The 14,451-nt window shown below is 67.1% G+C and carries 17 protein-coding genes and 1 riboswitch; of the genes, 13 read left to right on the top strand and 4 right to left on the bottom strand.

What is annotated here, in order from left to right:
- Nucleotides 1-152 precede the first annotated feature (152 nt).
- The 12 genes from glyA to UU7_RS15970 all read left to right on the top strand — a co-directional run bounded on the left by glyA (nt 153) and on the right by UU7_RS15970 (nt 9,611).
- Nucleotides 153-1,406 carry a serine hydroxymethyltransferase gene (gene glyA / locus UU7_RS16020; protein ID WP_007810131.1) on the top strand — a complete coding sequence of 418 codons (1,254 nt, stop codon included), beginning with the start codon at nt 153-155 and terminating at the stop codon, nt 1,404-1,406.
- Between the two features lie 30 nt (nt 1,407-1,436).
- A complete protein-coding gene (locus UU7_RS17790) occupies nt 1,437-1,859 on the top strand; it encodes a four helix bundle protein (RefSeq protein WP_157582376.1) in 423 nt (140 codons plus the stop codon).
- Complete coding sequence (gene nrdR, locus UU7_RS16015; RefSeq protein ID WP_007810127.1) at nt 1,859-2,371, top strand: transcriptional regulator NrdR; 513 nt, start codon at nt 1,859-1,861, stop codon at nt 2,369-2,371. Before UU7_RS17790 ends, nrdR begins: the two co-directional genes overlap by 1 nt.
- Before the next feature lie 32 nt (nt 2,372-2,403).
- Nucleotides 2,404-3,465: a bifunctional diaminohydroxyphosphoribosylaminopyrimidine deaminase/5-amino-6-(5-phosphoribosylamino)uracil reductase RibD gene (gene ribD, locus UU7_RS16010; protein ID WP_007810125.1), complete on the top strand. Its 1,062-nt coding sequence runs from the start codon at nt 2,404-2,406 to the stop codon at nt 3,463-3,465.
- Nucleotides 3,466-3,573: 108 nt separating this feature from the next.
- Nucleotides 3,574-3,742: riboswitch (FMN riboswitch) on the top strand.
- Between the two features lie 131 nt (nt 3,743-3,873).
- Nucleotides 3,874-4,515 (top strand): riboflavin synthase, encoded by a 642-nt coding sequence (locus UU7_RS16005; protein ID WP_007810123.1) that lies wholly within the window; start codon nt 3,874-3,876, stop codon nt 4,513-4,515.
- Between the two features lie 4 nt (nt 4,516-4,519).
- Nucleotides 4,520-4,963 (top strand): hypothetical protein, encoded by a 444-nt coding sequence (locus UU7_RS16000; RefSeq protein ID WP_040673600.1) that lies wholly within the window; start codon nt 4,520-4,522, stop codon nt 4,961-4,963.
- 39 nt (nt 4,964-5,002) lie between these two features.
- Nucleotides 5,003-6,094 carry a bifunctional 3,4-dihydroxy-2-butanone-4-phosphate synthase/GTP cyclohydrolase II gene (ribBA, locus tag UU7_RS15995; RefSeq protein WP_007810119.1) on the top strand — a complete coding sequence of 364 codons (1,092 nt, stop codon included), beginning with the start codon at nt 5,003-5,005 and terminating at the stop codon, nt 6,092-6,094.
- A 75-nt stretch (nt 6,095-6,169) separates the two neighbouring features.
- Nucleotides 6,170-7,099 (top strand): muramoyltetrapeptide carboxypeptidase, encoded by a 930-nt coding sequence (ldcA, locus tag UU7_RS15990; protein ID WP_007810117.1) that lies wholly within the window; start codon nt 6,170-6,172, stop codon nt 7,097-7,099.
- Between the two features lie 115 nt (nt 7,100-7,214).
- A complete protein-coding gene (ribH, locus tag UU7_RS15985; protein ID WP_007810115.1) occupies nt 7,215-7,679 on the top strand; it encodes a 6,7-dimethyl-8-ribityllumazine synthase in 465 nt (154 codons plus the stop codon).
- A complete protein-coding gene (gene nusB, locus UU7_RS15980) occupies nt 7,676-8,119 on the top strand; it encodes a transcription antitermination factor NusB (RefSeq protein WP_007810113.1) in 444 nt (147 codons plus the stop codon). Before ribH ends, nusB begins: the two co-directional genes overlap by 4 nt.
- Before the next feature lie 20 nt (nt 8,120-8,139).
- A complete protein-coding gene (gene thiL, locus UU7_RS15975; protein ID WP_007810111.1) occupies nt 8,140-9,108 on the top strand; it encodes a thiamine-phosphate kinase in 969 nt (322 codons plus the stop codon).
- Nucleotides 9,105-9,611 (top strand): phosphatidylglycerophosphatase A family protein, encoded by a 507-nt coding sequence (locus tag UU7_RS15970; RefSeq protein ID WP_007810109.1) that lies wholly within the window; start codon nt 9,105-9,107, stop codon nt 9,609-9,611. Before thiL ends, UU7_RS15970 begins: the two co-directional genes overlap by 4 nt.
- 67 nt (nt 9,612-9,678) lie before the next feature.
- On the opposite strand, the gene UU7_RS15965 is transcribed toward UU7_RS15970, so the two are convergent.
- Genes UU7_RS15965 through UU7_RS18695 form a run of 4 tightly spaced genes read right to left on the bottom strand, consistent with a single transcriptional unit; the run spans nt 9,679 to nt 13,222 of the window.
- Entirely contained in the window at nt 9,679-11,358 is a 1,680-nt protein-coding gene (locus UU7_RS15965; RefSeq protein WP_007810108.1) for a flotillin family protein, read from the bottom strand.
- A 33-nt stretch (nt 11,359-11,391) separates the two neighbouring features.
- Nucleotides 11,392-12,009 (bottom strand): OB-fold-containig protein, encoded by a 618-nt coding sequence (locus tag UU7_RS15960; RefSeq protein ID WP_007810106.1) that lies wholly within the window; start codon nt 12,007-12,009, stop codon nt 11,392-11,394.
- Nucleotides 12,006-12,677, bottom strand: coding sequence for a PspA/IM30 family protein (locus UU7_RS15955; RefSeq protein ID WP_007810104.1), 672 nt, complete (start codon nt 12,675-12,677; stop codon nt 12,006-12,008). The genes UU7_RS15960 and UU7_RS15955 overlap by 4 nt, the downstream gene beginning before the upstream one ends.
- A gap of 41 nt (nt 12,678-12,718) precedes the next feature.
- On the bottom strand, nt 12,719-13,222 hold the full coding sequence (locus tag UU7_RS18695) for a hypothetical protein (RefSeq protein ID WP_007810103.1): 504 nt from the start codon (nt 13,220-13,222) through the stop codon (nt 12,719-12,721).
- Between the two features lie 185 nt (nt 13,223-13,407).
- On the opposite strand from UU7_RS18695, the gene UU7_RS15945 reads away from it, so the two are divergent.
- Entirely contained in the window at nt 13,408-14,382 is a 975-nt protein-coding gene (locus tag UU7_RS15945) for a potassium channel beta subunit family protein (RefSeq protein WP_007810101.1), read from the top strand.
- Nucleotides 14,383-14,451 lie beyond the last annotated feature (69 nt).

Below are 14,451 nucleotides of genomic sequence, written 5' to 3'. Positions count from 1 at the left end.
GACGCGTGCCGATGTTAGACAATCGACTGACAGATTTCAATATTTGTCATTCGATCATTCAAGCCATGCCCGTGCCGGTCGCCATCAGTGGCCGGAAACGCCCGTGGGGGCTACACTTTCGGACTTCCCCGCCCGCCACTCACGAGGTCAGAATGTTCCCCAAGGACTGCACGATTGCCGGTTACGACGACGAACTGGCCCGGGCCATCGCCGATGAGGGCCGCCGCCAGGAAGATCACGTCGAGCTGATCGCCTCGGAGAACTACGCCAGCCCGCGGGTGATGGAGGCGCAGGGTTCCAAACTGACCAACAAGTACGCCGAGGGCTACCCGGGCAAGCGCTACTACGGTGGCTGCGAGTACGTGGACGTGGCCGAGAAGCTGGCGATCGAGCGCCTGAAGCAGTTGTTCGACTGCGACTACGCCAACGTGCAGCCGCACTCCGGCTCGCAAGCCAACCAGGCGGTTTACCTGGCGCTGCTGCAGCCGGGCGACACGATCCTCGGCATGTCGCTGGCCCATGGCGGCCACCTGACCCACGGCGCCAAGGTCAACATCTCCGGCAAGCTGTTCAACGCGGTGCAGTACGGCGTCGATGAAAATGGCCTGATCGACTACGACGAAGTGCAGCGCCTCGCCACCGAACACCAGCCGAAAATGCTGGTCGGCGGCTTCAGCGCCTACTCGCAGGTGGTCGACTGGGCGCGCATGCGCCAGATCGCCGATTCGGTCGGCGCGCTGTTCTTCGTCGACATGGCCCACGTCGCCGGCCTGGTCGCCGCCGGCGTGTACCCGAGCCCGCTGCCGCATGCGCACGTGGTCACCTCGACCACCCACAAGACCCTGCGCGGTCCGCGCGGCGGCATCATCGTGAGCAAGGGCGCCGGCGAAGAGATCGAGAAGAAGCTGCAGTCGATCGTGTTCCCCGGCATCCAGGGCGGTCCGCTGATGCACGTGATCGCGGCCAAGGCGGTGGCGTTCAAGGAAGCGCTGGAGCCGGCGTTCAAGACTTACCAGGCCCAGGTGGTGAAGAACGCCAAGGCGATGGCGAAGACCTTCATCGAGCGCGGCTACAAGATCGTCTCCGGCGGCACCGAGAACCATTTGATGCTGGTCGACATGATCGGCAAGGAAGTCACCGGCAAGGCGGCCGAGGAAGCGCTGGGCAAGGCGCATATCACCGTCAACAAGAACGCCGTGCCGAACGATCCGCGCAAGCCCTTCGTCACCTCCGGCCTGCGCGTCGGTTCGCCCGCCGTCACCACCCGCGGCTACATGGAAGGGGACGTGATCGAACTGACGCAGTGGATCTGCGACGTGCTGGACGCACCGGACGACGAGGCGGTGATCGCCCGCGTGCGTGAGGCGGTGACGGCGCAGTGCAAGAAGTTTCCGGTCTACGGTTGACTCGGGAACGGGGAACGGGGAACGGGGAACATGGAGGTTCCAGTGGCTTGCGACTATCGAGACTTGCGGGTTTGGCAGGACGCCATGAAGTTGGCGGAGTCTGTTTATTCGGTGACTCGTGGATTTCCGTCAGATGAGCGCTTTGGGTTGACGGCACAAATGCAGCGAGTGGTTGTTTCAGTAGCTTCCTGCATCGCTGAAGGCAACGCGCGTAGTTCGATCCGCGATTATTTGAGGTTTTTGTCGATGTCATCGGGATCACTGGCCGAATTGGAAACACAGATGCTCTTGGCGGAGCGGCTTGGCTATGTCGCGGCACGGGACGCCGCAGCGCCGTTGACGGCATTGCGTTCGATAGCCCGTCAACTTCAGTCCCTGAAAAAGGCGCTGTCAGGCAAACTGTCCGGGACCTCCCATTTCCCCGTTCCCCGTTCCTCGTTCCCCGCTCCCTGATGCACTGCCCCTTCTGCCAGCACGAAGACACCCGCGTGATCGATTCGCGACTGACCGAGGATGGCAGTACCGTGCGTCGCCGGCGCGAGTGTCCGCAGTGCGCGGAGCGCTTCAATACTTACGAAACCGCCGAGCTGAAACTGCCGGCGATCGTGAAGAGCGGCGAACGGCGTGAGCCCTTCGACGAGCGCAAGTTGCGGGTGAGTTTCGAGCGCGCGCTGCAGAAACGGCCGGTGTCCAGCAACGACGTTGACGCCGCGGTACGCGCGATCGTCAACGACCTGCGCCGCAGCGGCGAGCGTGAAGTACCTTCGCGCCAGCTCGGCGAGCTGGTGATGCGCGAGCTGAAGAACCTCGACCAGGTCGCCTACGTGCGCTTCGCCTCGGTCTATCGCAAGTTCGAGGACGTGCAGGCGTTCCGCGAGGAGATCGAGCGGCTGGAGCGCGACCTGCCGGGACTGGCCGATCTGCAGCTGCCCCTGCTCGGTGGCGGCAAGCGCGAAGGCAAGTGACGGAGTCCTTTTCGGCGGTCGATCATGCCCACATGGCGCACGCCCTGCGCCTGGCCGAACGTGGCCTGTTCACCACCCAGCCGAATCCGCGGGTCGGCTGCGTCATCGCGCATGGCGACGACGTGGTCGGCACGGGCTTTCACCAGCGTGCCGGCGAGCCGCATGCGGAGGTCTTCGCGCTGCGCGAAGCGGGCGGGTCGGCGCGCGGCGCCACCGCTTATGTGACGCTGGAACCCTGCGCGCATCACGGCCGCACGCCGCCCTGCGCCGAGGCGCTGGTCGCCGCGGGCGTGCGCCGCGTGGTGATCGCCAGCGAGGACCCGTTTCCGCAGGTCAACGGCCGTGGCATCGACCGGCTGCGCGCGGCCGGCATCATGGTCGAGACGAGCCTGCAGCGCGAGACGGCCCGCGAATTGAATGCGGGCTTCTTCAGCCGGATCGAGCGTGGCCGTCCGTTCGTGCGGGTGAAGCTGGCGATGAGCCTGGACGGGCGCACCGCGCTGGCCAACGGCGAATCGAAATGGATCACCGGCGAGGCCGCGCGTGCCGACGTGCAGCGCTGGCGCGCCCGCAGCTCGGCGATCCTCACCGGCAGCGGCACCGTGCTGGCCGACGATCCGCGACTTACCGTGCGACTGGGCGACGACGAGGAGTTCAGCCCGCCGCTGCGCGTGGTGCTCGATCGCCAGCTGCGCACGCCGCCCGGCAGCCACGTGCTGGACGGGTCGACGCCGACCCTCGTCCTGCATGGCGCCGCGGCATCTTGTGCGGACGGACGTTTCGCCCGGGTCGAGCGGATGGCCGTGGCGGCACGGGGCGACATGATCGACCTGCACGCCGTGCTCGGTCTGCTGGCCGGCCGCGGCTGCAACGAGGTGCATGTCGAGGCCGGCCCCACGCTGTGCGGCGCGCTGTTCGCCGCCGGCCTGGTCGACGAATTGCTGCTGTATGTCGCGCCGATCCTGCTGGGCGACAGGGCCCGGCCGCTGCTGCAACTGCCTGCCCTCACCGACATGGCGCAGCGCTGGCAACTCACGCTGCGGCAGCAGCAACTGCTGGGCGCGGACTGGCGATTGCAGCTGCGACCAGCCTGAGCCAGGTGTTGTGGCACCCGGGTGAACACTGCATTCGCCGCGGCAACGTGCGGTCGCGTCACGTCGCGGTGCTAGAATTCGCCGTCGGCCTCGGCCGGCAACCATGCACAGCGTCTTCAGGGCGGGGCGAAATTCCCCACCGGCGGTAGGTTCTTCGGAACGAGCCCGCGAGCGCTTCCGGCCAGGCCGGAAGGTCAGCAGATCCGGTCAGACTCCGGAGCCGACGGTTGGAAGCGGGCGACCGTTTCCTCACAGTCCGGATAAAGAGAAGACGGCACGACGCGCGCCCCTGCCGGTGCGCGTCTGGCCTGATGCCTTGTGGCGTACTCGCTTAACTTCATGCGGGATACGTTTCATGAAAGCCATTGCGTTCATGCGATCCACCGCCCTCCCGCCGGAGGCGCGCTGATGTTCACCGGCATCATCCAGACCGTGGGCCGCGTCGCGCGGCTCGAGCCGCGGGGCGGCGACGTGCGCCTGCATGTCGACACCGCCGACCTCGACCTCGCCGATGTGCAGCTCGGCGACTCGATCGCCGTCTCCGGCGTCTGCCTCACCGCGATCACGCTGGAGCCGCGCGGCTTCAGCGCCGACGTCTCGAACGAAACCCTGTCGCTGACCTCGTTGGGCCAGCTGAAGGCCGGCGATCCGGTGAACCTGGAAAAGGCCTTGCGGCTGGCCGACCGCCTCGGCGGACACCTGGTGTCCGGCCACGTCGACGGGCTGGGCAAGGTGGTGTCGATCACCCCGGATGGCCGCTCGCAGCGCTGGACGTTCGAGGTGCCGGCGGCGATCTCGCGCTACATCGCGGCCAAGGGTTCAGTCTGCATCGACGGCACCAGCCTCACCGTCAACGAAGTCGCCGGGTCACGATTTGGCGTCAACCTGATCCCGCACACGGTCGAGCACACCGCGTTCCACGCGCGCCGCGCCGGCGACGCGGTGAACATCGAAGTGGACGTGATCGCGCGCTATGTCGAACGGCTGCTGGCCAGCGGCGGGACGCCACGGCTGGACGAGGCGTTCCTCAAGCAGCACGGCTTTGCGTGAGGGCATGGAGATGCGCCAGGTCTTCCTGACACTTGCTCTGTTTCTGTTCGGGAGCTCGATGGTCTGCGCACACGAATTCGTCCTCGTCATGCGCGGTGGCGAGCCTGGATGGGCCCCCGAAACAATCTCCCTGAAGGGAAATGTCCTTGCGGTTCGCTACAAGGACCCTCCGCCTGCAGGCATGTCGCAGCACGAAAAAATACTGACCACACGACTGGACATGACGGCGGCGCGGCGCCTGGGGGATTTGGCCGCCAGCCTTGATGATTTCGAGCATGGCTGCGGCATTGGCATCCTTGACGGGATGACTTACACCTTCAGTCTCGACGGAGAGCCGCCGCGACACTGCAATGCAATGGGCGGGTGGCCAAAGGGAGCAAACACCAGGGCCTTCCTGGTTGCACTTTCTGCCCACCTTCCGAAGATGCTTCGCCCGCCGTCTTTTTGATCCCTTCCCAGCCTGAAGCCGTCCCGGCTCGAGTACCCCATGCCCTTCAACACCATCCCCGAAATCCTCGAAGACATCCGTGCCGGTCGCATGGTGGTGATCCTCGACGACGAAGACCGCGAAAACGAGGGCGACCTGATCATGGCCGCGCAAATGGTGCGGCCCGAAGACATCAACTTCATGGTGCGCGAGGCGCGCGGACTGGTCTGCGTCACCCTGACCGAGCAGCGCACGCGCCAGCTGGGCCTGAAGCCGATGGTCAGCGACAACACCTCGTCGTACCACACCAACTTCACCGTCTCGATCGAGGCGGCCGAAGGCGTCACCACCGGCATCTCGGCGCATGACCGCGCGCGCACCATCCAGGTCGCCGTGAAGAACGACGCGAAGCCGCAGGACCTGGCCCAGCCCGGCCACATCTTCCCGCTCACCGCGCAACCCGGCGGCGTGCTGACCCGGGCCGGCCACACCGAGGCCGGTTGCGACCTGGCCGCGCTGGCCGGGCTGGAGCCTTCGGCGGTGCTGATCGAGATCCTGCACGAGGATGGCTCGATGGCGCGCCGTCCCGAACTGGAAGTCTTTGCGGCCAGACACGGACTGAAGATCGGCTCGATCGCCGACCTGATCCGCTACCGGCTGGAGACCGAGAAGACCGTGCAGCGCGTGCATGACGAAATGGTCGAGACCGAGTTCGGCATGTTCCGGCTGATCGCCTATCGTGACGTGATCCGCCGCGGCCTGCACTACGCGCTGGTGCGCGGGACCGTCGATGACGGCGCGCCGGTGCTGTCGCGCGTGCACGTGCGCAACACCTTGTCGGATGTGCTGCATCTCAAGCGCGACGACCTCGGCCTCACCGTGACCTCGGCCCTGCGCCGGATCGCCGACGAGGATCGCGGCGTGTTGCTGGTGCTGTCCGGCGAGGACACGCCGGAAGCCTTGCTGGCAAGGCTGCAGCGCCAGCCCAGCACGCAGGCGCCGGAAGATGCGCAGCAGCAGGAGTGGCGCCAGCTGGGCCTGGGCGCGCAGATCATGGGTGATCTCGGCGTGCGCCAGCTGCGCGTGCTGGGCACGCCGCGCAAGCTGGTCGGCCTGGCCGGCTTCGACCTGGAAGTTGTCGAATACGTGTAGAAAACGCGCCGCGTCCTGCCACGCAATGCCCACACCACGACCGCATAATCCAGCTTTCCTTCCTCGACCATGCCCATGTCCGCAATCCGCATCCGCCTGATCGCCCCTTCCGGCTACCCGCACGATCGCGCCGCGATGACGCGCGGCGTGGAACGCCTGCAGGCCGCAGGTTGCACGGTAGACGGACTGGAAGTACTCGATCGCACCGAGCAACGCTACGCGGGCAGCGACGCCGAACGCGCGGCCGACCTCAATGCGCTGGCGACGCTGGACGCGCTGCCCGACATCGCGCTGGCGATCCGCGGCGGTTACGGCGCCACGCGTCTGCTGGCGGGGCTGGATTACGACGCGCTGCGCGAGCGCCTGCAGGGCAGCAACACCTTGCTGGTCGGCTACAGCGATTTCACCGCCGTGCAGCTGGCGCTGTACGCGCGCAGCGGGCTGTGCACGTTCAGCGGGCCGATGCTGGGCGCCGATTTCGGCGCGGCGACGCCCAGCGAGTTCACCTGGCGGCATTTCTGGGACACCGTGCGGGCGCCCTCGGCGCAGCTCGAGTGGAACACGGCGCCCGACGCCGAGCTCGACGTGGAGGGCCCGCTGTGGGGCGGCAACCTGGCGGTGCTGTGCAGCCTGATCGGCACGCCATATTTCCCGGACATCGACGGCGGCATCCTGTTCGTCGAGGACGTCGGCGAGCCGCCGTTCCGCATCGAGCGCCTGCTGTACCAGCTGCACCTGTCCGGGGTGCTGGGGCGCCAGCGGGCGCTGGTGCTGGGCGACTTCAGCCAGTGCCGTCCCAGCGGCTACGACAACGGTTACGGGCTGGCCGAAAGTTTCGAACAGATCCGCCGGGCCAGCGGCGTGGCCGTGATCGGAGGCCTGCCGACCGGACACGAGCCGGACAAATTCACCTTGCCATTCGGCGCGCCGGCGCGCTTGCGCGTCTCGGGCGGCAAGGCCCGGCTCCACTTCGGCGGCTACCCGCACCTGCCGCCCGGGGCCTGATCCCATCCCGACGCTCTCCAGCCGGGCCGGGGAGGAGGCAAACGGGCAGGATCGTCGGCAAACCCGTAAAATGCCCGGTCTGCCTGGGCCGCGCGTCCAACCAAGGAAATCTGCAATGAAGATCATCGAAGGCGATTTCGCCACGCCCAAGGGCCGTTTCGCCATCGTCGCCGGCCGTTTCAACGGCTTCGTGGTGGAACCACTGGTGGCCGGCGCCCGTGATGCGCTGGTGCGCCACGGCGTCAAGGACGATGCAATCGACCTGATCCGCGTGCCGGGCGCGTGGGAAATCGCGCTGGCCGCGCACAAGCTGGCCAACTCCGGCCAGTACGCGGCGGTGATCGCGCTGGGCGCGGTGATCCGCGGTTCCACTCCGCACTTCGACTATGTCGCCGGCGAATGCGCCAAGGGCCTGGCCCAGGCCGCGACCAGCTCCGGCGTGCCGGTGGCGTTCGGCGTGCTGACCACCGACAGCATCGAGCAGGCGATCGAGCGCTCGGGCACCAAGGCCGGCAACAAGGGCGCCGACGCCGCGATCGCCGCGCTGGAAATGGTCAACCTGTACGGGAACCTCGGATGAGCCAGGGCATCGACATGCAGGCGCGCTCGCGCGCTCGCCGCCGCGCGCTGCAGGCGCTGTATGCGTGGCAGATCAGCGGCAGCCACATGAACGCGGTGATCGACCAGTTCCGCCACGAACAGGACATGGAAGTGGCCGACCTGGAATATTTCGAGGACCTGCTGCACGGTGTGGAGAAGAACGTCGACGCGCTCGACGAGGTTCTGCGGCCGCACATCGACCGCGAGGTGGCCCAGGTCGATCCGATCGAGCGCGCGGCCCTGCGCCTGGCCGCGTATGAACTGAAGTTCCGCCCCGACGTGCCGTACCGGGTGGTCATCAACGAGGCGATCGAGGTGACCAAGCGCTTCGGTGCCGACCACGGCCACAGCTACGTCAACGGCGTGCTGGACAAGCTGGCCGGCGAGTTGCGCGTGGTCGAGAAGCAGCACGGCCGCTGAGCGCCTGCCGGGGCCGGCCGATGGAATTCCGACTGATCGAACGCATCCGCGAACTCACCGCGCAGGCGCGTGACGACGTGCAGCTGGGCATCGGCGACGACGCCGCGTTGCTGCTGCCGCCGGTGGGGCAGCATCTTGCGGTGGCGCTGGATACCCTGGTCGAGGGCGTGCATTTCCCCCGCGGCACGGCCGCTGCCGACATCGGCTGGAAGGCGCTGGCGGTGAACCTTTCCGACCTTGCCGCGATGGGCGCAAGCCCGGCGTGGGCCTTGCTGGGGCTGACCCTGCCCAGGGCGGACGCCGACTTCGTCGAAGGTTTTGCCGAGGGCTTCTCCAAGCTGGCCAGGCCACATCGACTCGCCCTGGTCGGCGGCGACACGACGCGCGGTCCGCTGGCGATCAGCGTGACCGTGCATGGCTTCGTGCCGCCGGGCAAGGCATTGACCCGGGGCGGCGCACGCGTCGGCGACGCGGTGCTGGTGACCGGCACGCTCGGCGATGCCGCGGCGGGTCTGCAGGCGCTGCAGCAACCGTTGTCCGATGACGACACCCGCGCCGGCCTGCGTGCCTTCCTGATCGAACGGCTCAACCGGCCCACACCGCGCCTGTCCGCCGGCGTCGCCCTGCGTGGCCAGGCCAGCGCCTGCGTCGACGTCTCCGACGGCCTGGTCGCCGACCTCGGCCACATTTGCAGCAGCAGCGGCGTTGCCGCAGAAATCGACGCGGCACTGCTGCCGCGATCCCCGGCACTGATGGCGCTGTACGACGAAGCGGCTGCGCTGCAGTGCGCGCTGATCGGCGGCGACGATTACGAACTCTGCTTCACCGTGCCGGCGGCACGGGTGGCCGACGTGCAGGCCGACCTGTCACGGCTGGGCTGTGGCGCGACCCGGATCGGGCGCATCGTCGAAGGCGCCGGCGTGCGCGTGCGCGGACTCGATGGCGAGTGGATGAACACGGATCGGCCCGGCTGGGAGCATTTCGCGTGAGCGCAAAGAAGACCTTGAGCAGCGGGCAACGTCGCGCCTTGCTGGCCACGCCCGCCGGCTGGCTGGCCTCCGGTTTCGGCTCGGGCCTGGCGCCGGTGGCGCAAGGCACGTTCGGCTCGCTGGCCGCGCTGCTGCCGTGGCTGTGGCTGCGCGAACTGTCGTTGCCGATCTACGTGGTGATCCTGCTGGCGGGTTTCGCGCTCGGCGTATGGGCATGCACCGCGGCGGGCCGCGCGCTCGGTGTCGACGATCACCGCAGCCTGGTCTGGGACGAATTCATCGGCCAGTGGATCGCGCTGTTGCCGTTGCTGGTGCTGCCTGCACCGTGGTGGTGGATCGTCATCGGCTTCGTCCTGTTCCGTCTGTTCGACGTGTGGAAGCCCTGGCCGATCCGCTGGCTCGACCGTCGCGTGAAAGGCGGCTTCGGCGTGATGATCGACGACGTGATCGCCGGCGTGTTTGCGGCCATGGTGCTGGCGCTGGCGTTTTTCCTGCTGAACTGATCCGCAGGGCCGCGACGCCGGTACGGAACGAGCGAAGGATCGCCTCGTCCGTTCCGGCGTCGAACGCTCAGTGCGTCGAATCGGGGGCAGGCCCTGTCGGCGCCACCGTTGACGCGGTCAGGTCGCCCTTGACGCCGTTGACCAGGTTGGCCAGCGAATCGCCTTTCATGCCGATCTCGCCCAGCACGGCATCGAGGATCGGCTGCTGGGCACGATAAGCCAGCGCGGCGGAGACCGCCTGTTCGGCCAGGTTGCCGGTGCCCGTACCCGTCGCCGAAGCCTGGCCGTTGCCGGCATGGCCGCGATTGAGCCCGTCCACCTGCACGATCTTGATGCCGTCGATCTTTTCCATCGGCTTCACCGACGCCTCGATGATGCCGGGCAGGGCGGCGATCAGCGCCTGCTTGATCTGCAGCATGACCTGCTCGGCACCGAGCGTGTTCAGCGACTCGTTGCGCATGCGGATGCCGGAGGCCTCCACCTCGAAACGCACCCGGTCGGCCTCGGCCTTGATGCGGACGGCCTGTGCCTGGTTGTCGGCGGCGTCGCGCTCCGCCTCGGCGGCGACCTTCACCCCGATGGCCTCTTGTTGTGCTTCCTGCTCGGCGGCAACCAGGGCGATCTGCTTCTCGCGGTCGGCGATCGCCACTTCGCGCGCAGTCTTCACCTGCTCTTCGGCGCGGGCGGCCAGCGCACGTGCCTCGTTGGCGTCGCGTTCGGCCTCGGACTGCGCCTTGGAGCGCTCGGCGATCGCGGTCATCTTTTCCTGCTCGGCCAGGGTGGTGCGCTTGACCTGCTCGATCTGCGCCACCTGGACGTCGCGCTCGGCCTCGATCTGGCGCTGCTTGATGGCGCGCTCCTTCTCCACCTGTGCCTCGCGCACCAGCCGCTCGGCCTCGATGGTCGCCTGCTGTGCCTCGCGGTCGCGCTGTGCCTCGATGGCCGCCACCTCGGCTTTCTGCTGGGCTGCGCGGGTGGCCACTTCCTGCTGCTGCGACAGCGTGGCGAAGGTCTGCTCGCGGTCGATGCTCAGGCGCTGGTTGATCGCCTCGTAATTCTTCTGCGCGATCTCGACCGAGGTGTTCTGCTCGATCTCGTTGCGTTGCTTGGCGCGCAGCTGGGTCGCTTCGGTGAGCTTGGTCAGACCCTCGGCATCGAACGCATTGTTCGGGTCGAAGAAGTTCATCGGGGTCTGGTCGACCCGGGTCAGCGAGACGCTCTCCAGCTCCAGTCCGTTCTTCAGCAGATCCTCGGCCACCGCGTGCTGCACGGCCTGGATGAAATCCTGGCGCTTGTCGAGCAACTCCTGCATGGTCATCGACACGGCGGCCGCACGCAGCGAGTCGACGAACTTGTCTTCCACCAGCTCGCGCAGGCTGTCCGGCGCCATGGTGCGCTGGCCAAGGGTCTGTGCGGCGTTGGCAATGCCTTCGACGCTGGGAATCACCCGCACGAAGAAGCCGGCGACCACGTCCACGCGCATGCGGTCGCGGGTGAACAGGCTGTCCTTGCCGGCGCGAGCCACTTCCAGCTTCAGCGTGTTCATGTTGACCTGCATGATCTCGTGGAACACCGGCAGCACCAGTGCGCCGCCGTCCATGATCACCTTCTGGCCGCCCATGCCGGTGCGCACGAAGGCCATTTCCTTGGAAGAGCGGCGGTACAGCCGCGCAATGACCAGGCCCACCACGACCAGGCCGAGCAGCAGGATGCCCACGAGGATGGAGACGTCAATCAGGTTGTTCATCAAGATTCCTTGCTTGAAGCGGTTGATCGGATGTCAGCCCAGCAGATCCGGGCGAGGATTGGGGATGGCCGCGAAGCGCGAGCCGCTGATCTGGCGCACCAGCAGCACGTCGCTGTCGATGGCCAGTTCGTCGACGGTTTCATCGGGCTCGACCATCAGATAGAGCGTATGGCCGTTGCCGTCGGCCACCTTCGCCTGGGCCGGGTACGCCGGCCGGGCGTGGCCGAGCATGTGGGCGACGCGGCCGACCAGGCTGTCAAAGGTGACCGCATAGGTTTCCTCGCGCGGCATCCAGCGGGCCAGGCGCGTTCCCAGTGCGCGCACCGCCGGCAGGCTGGCCAGCAGCGCCACGGGCGCCGAGAGAAGGGGCGGCAGCGGTGCGCCGAACGAAGCCATCGCGATGAAGTTCAGTGCGAAGCCGATGAGTGCAAACGCGGTCAGCAACAGCGCCAGCAGGACCAGCAGCGGCGCGCGGCCCACATGCATCCAGCCCAGGAATCCATCGGGTGGCTCGTGCTCGATCATGCCGTCGAGCCAGTGCCAGGCACTGGCGCCGAACAGCAGGGACAAGCCCTCGACCAGGCCCAGCAGCAACAGCACGCCCAGTGCGGCGACGAAGGGCAGCGATGCCGGCAGCACGAACGGATTCACCGGTCCTCGCCCAGCTGGATCTTCAGCGCGGCCAGGCGCTCATCGATACGCTGCTTGCGCTGCATATCCGCGATTTCCTTGAGTTTCATCGCATCCCCCTGTGCGGCGGCAAAGCCTACCACGCCGGTTTCCCGGGCCATGATCCGGTCGAACGCGTTTTCGGCGCGGGCCGCGCGATTTTCGCGGCCGCCATGGTCGGGTGCCTGGCCTGGCGCATTTTCCTGGCGGCGCGAGGCGAGGAATTCGCGCAGGATGGCCTCGCGCTCCTGCTTGCGCGCCATCAGTGCGCGCAAGTAGCCCTCGCACTCCGCTGCGCGTTCGCGCTGCGTCTCCAGGTTCTGCTGCAGCACCGGCAACTGATCCTCGATCAGGGTCTGTCGTTCCAGACAGGCCGTGGCCAGATCGTCACGTTGCTGCTGGACGGCCAGTTCGGCGCGGGCGGCCAGTTCCTCGTGTTCGCCGGTGAGCTTGCCCATGCGGGTCGCCAGCTGGTGCTTGGCCGCCTCGATGCGGCCGAGTTCGACGCGCACTTCGCCGAGCACCTGTTCGATTTCGCGCAACACCTGGTTGAGGGTGGCCTCGGGTGCCAGGCCTTCGACCCGGTCGAGCAGCGCGTGCGCGCTGCCACTGATCAGACGGACAACGCGATCCTGCAGTGAATCGGTCATGGCTTTCTCCTTGCGTTCCGGGTGAGATGAGGGACGGGCAGTCAGGTGGCCTGGCGGGCGGCGCGGACGGCATCGACCAGCGCGGCGAGTTTCGGCAGCTGCCGGTCGATCGCCGCGCTGTCGTAAGCGGGAACATCGGGCGCCACGCCCAATCTCAGCAGCGCGCTGATCAAGGCGGTACTGCGTTGCAGCAGCTGGTCCTCGATCTTGCGCGCGCGTTCGGGCGAGGCATCGGCGTCGATCTGTTCGGATGCCAGCAGGGCCATCAATTGCGGCACCCATTCCAGCATCGTGGCGACGATGTCGGAGCGCAGTTCCCGGCGATGCTCGAACCCGGCCACACCACGGGCGAACGGTTGTACCAGCTCGCGCAACCAGCCCAGGGTCAACTCGTAGGAATCGCTGCCGTCGAGCTGGCGTCGGTAGCGCTGGATGATGGCGCGCAGCTTGTCCGAGGGCGTGCTGGTACCGGGCACGTCCAGCGCGGTCAGCCACTCGAAGTCTTCCTGCGGAACCCGTACCGAAAGGGGAATCGAGATCGACATGGTCTGAATACCTTCGTATGCAATCGTATACACATGCATACTGCCCCTCCCCGCGAGGCTTGTAAAGAGGGGACGCGGCGAACGGGCTCCCGCGTCCGCTCACGTGGGCCCGCTGGACGACTTCACGTCAGGTTCGTCATGCTGCCCGTTCGGCATACCGGCCTTTCCCATGAAGGAGTCCTCCCATGCAATACCGTCGCCTCGGCACTTCCGGCCTGCAACTTTCCGCGCTGTCGTTCGGTGCGTGGGTCACCTTCGGCAAGCAGGTGGGGCGCGGGGAAGCGCGCGAGCTGCTCGCGCTGGCCCACGATCGCGGGGTGAATTTCTTCGACAACGCGGAGACCTACAACAACGGCGTGGCCGAGCAGGTGATGGGCGACGTGCTGGCCGACTTGCGCTTTCCCCGCGACAGCTACTGTGTGTCCAGCAAGGTGTTCTTCGGCGCGGTGGACAAGCCGCTGCCAACCCAGCGCGGGCTGTCGCGCAAGCACGTGATGGAAGCCTGCACGCAGGCGCTGCAGCGATTGCGCGTGGATTACCTGGATCTGTACTTCTGCCATCGCCCCGATCCGGACACGCCGATCGCCGAGACGGTGATGGCGATGGACACGCTGGTGCGCCAGGGCAAGGTGCTGTACTGGGGCACCAGCGAATGGCCGGCCGAGGCGATCCACGAGGCGCACCGGATCGCCCGCGAGAACCACCTGTACGCCCCGGTGATGGAGCAGCCGCAGTACAACCTGCTGCATCGCGAGCGGGTGGAAGAGGAGTACGCGCCGCTTTACGCGGCCTATGGCATGGGCACCACGATCTGGTCGCCGCTGGGCTCGGGCCTGCTCAGCGGCAAGTACAACGATGGCGTGCCGGTGGACTCGCGCCTGGCGCAGCCGGATTACGCGTGGTTGCGCGAAAGCGTATTGGGCAAGGGTGACGAGCGGCTGCGCAAGGTGCGCGCCCTGCAGCCGATCGCCGATGAGCTGGGTGGCAGCCTGGCGCAGCTGTCGATCGCCTGGTGCCTGCTCAATCCGCACGTGTCCACGGTGATGCTGGGAGCCAGCCGGCGTGAGCAGCTGGAACAGAACCTCGGCGCGCTGGAGGTGTTGCCGAAGCTGGACGCAACGCTGGCACAGCGGATCAGGACGATCGTCGAAGCCGCCTGAGTGCACGCGGGTGGGCAGGGCGGTTGACAGGATAATGAGAATCATTATCATCAAAGCCGTCACCCTTCT

It is taken from the genome of Rhodanobacter spathiphylli B39, from assembly GCF_000264295.1.
GTDB lineage: Bacteria > Pseudomonadota > Gammaproteobacteria > Xanthomonadales > Rhodanobacteraceae > Rhodanobacter > Rhodanobacter spathiphylli.
Note: the sequence above shows the minus strand (reverse complement) of the source record. Positions and strands in the feature narration are given on the sequence as shown.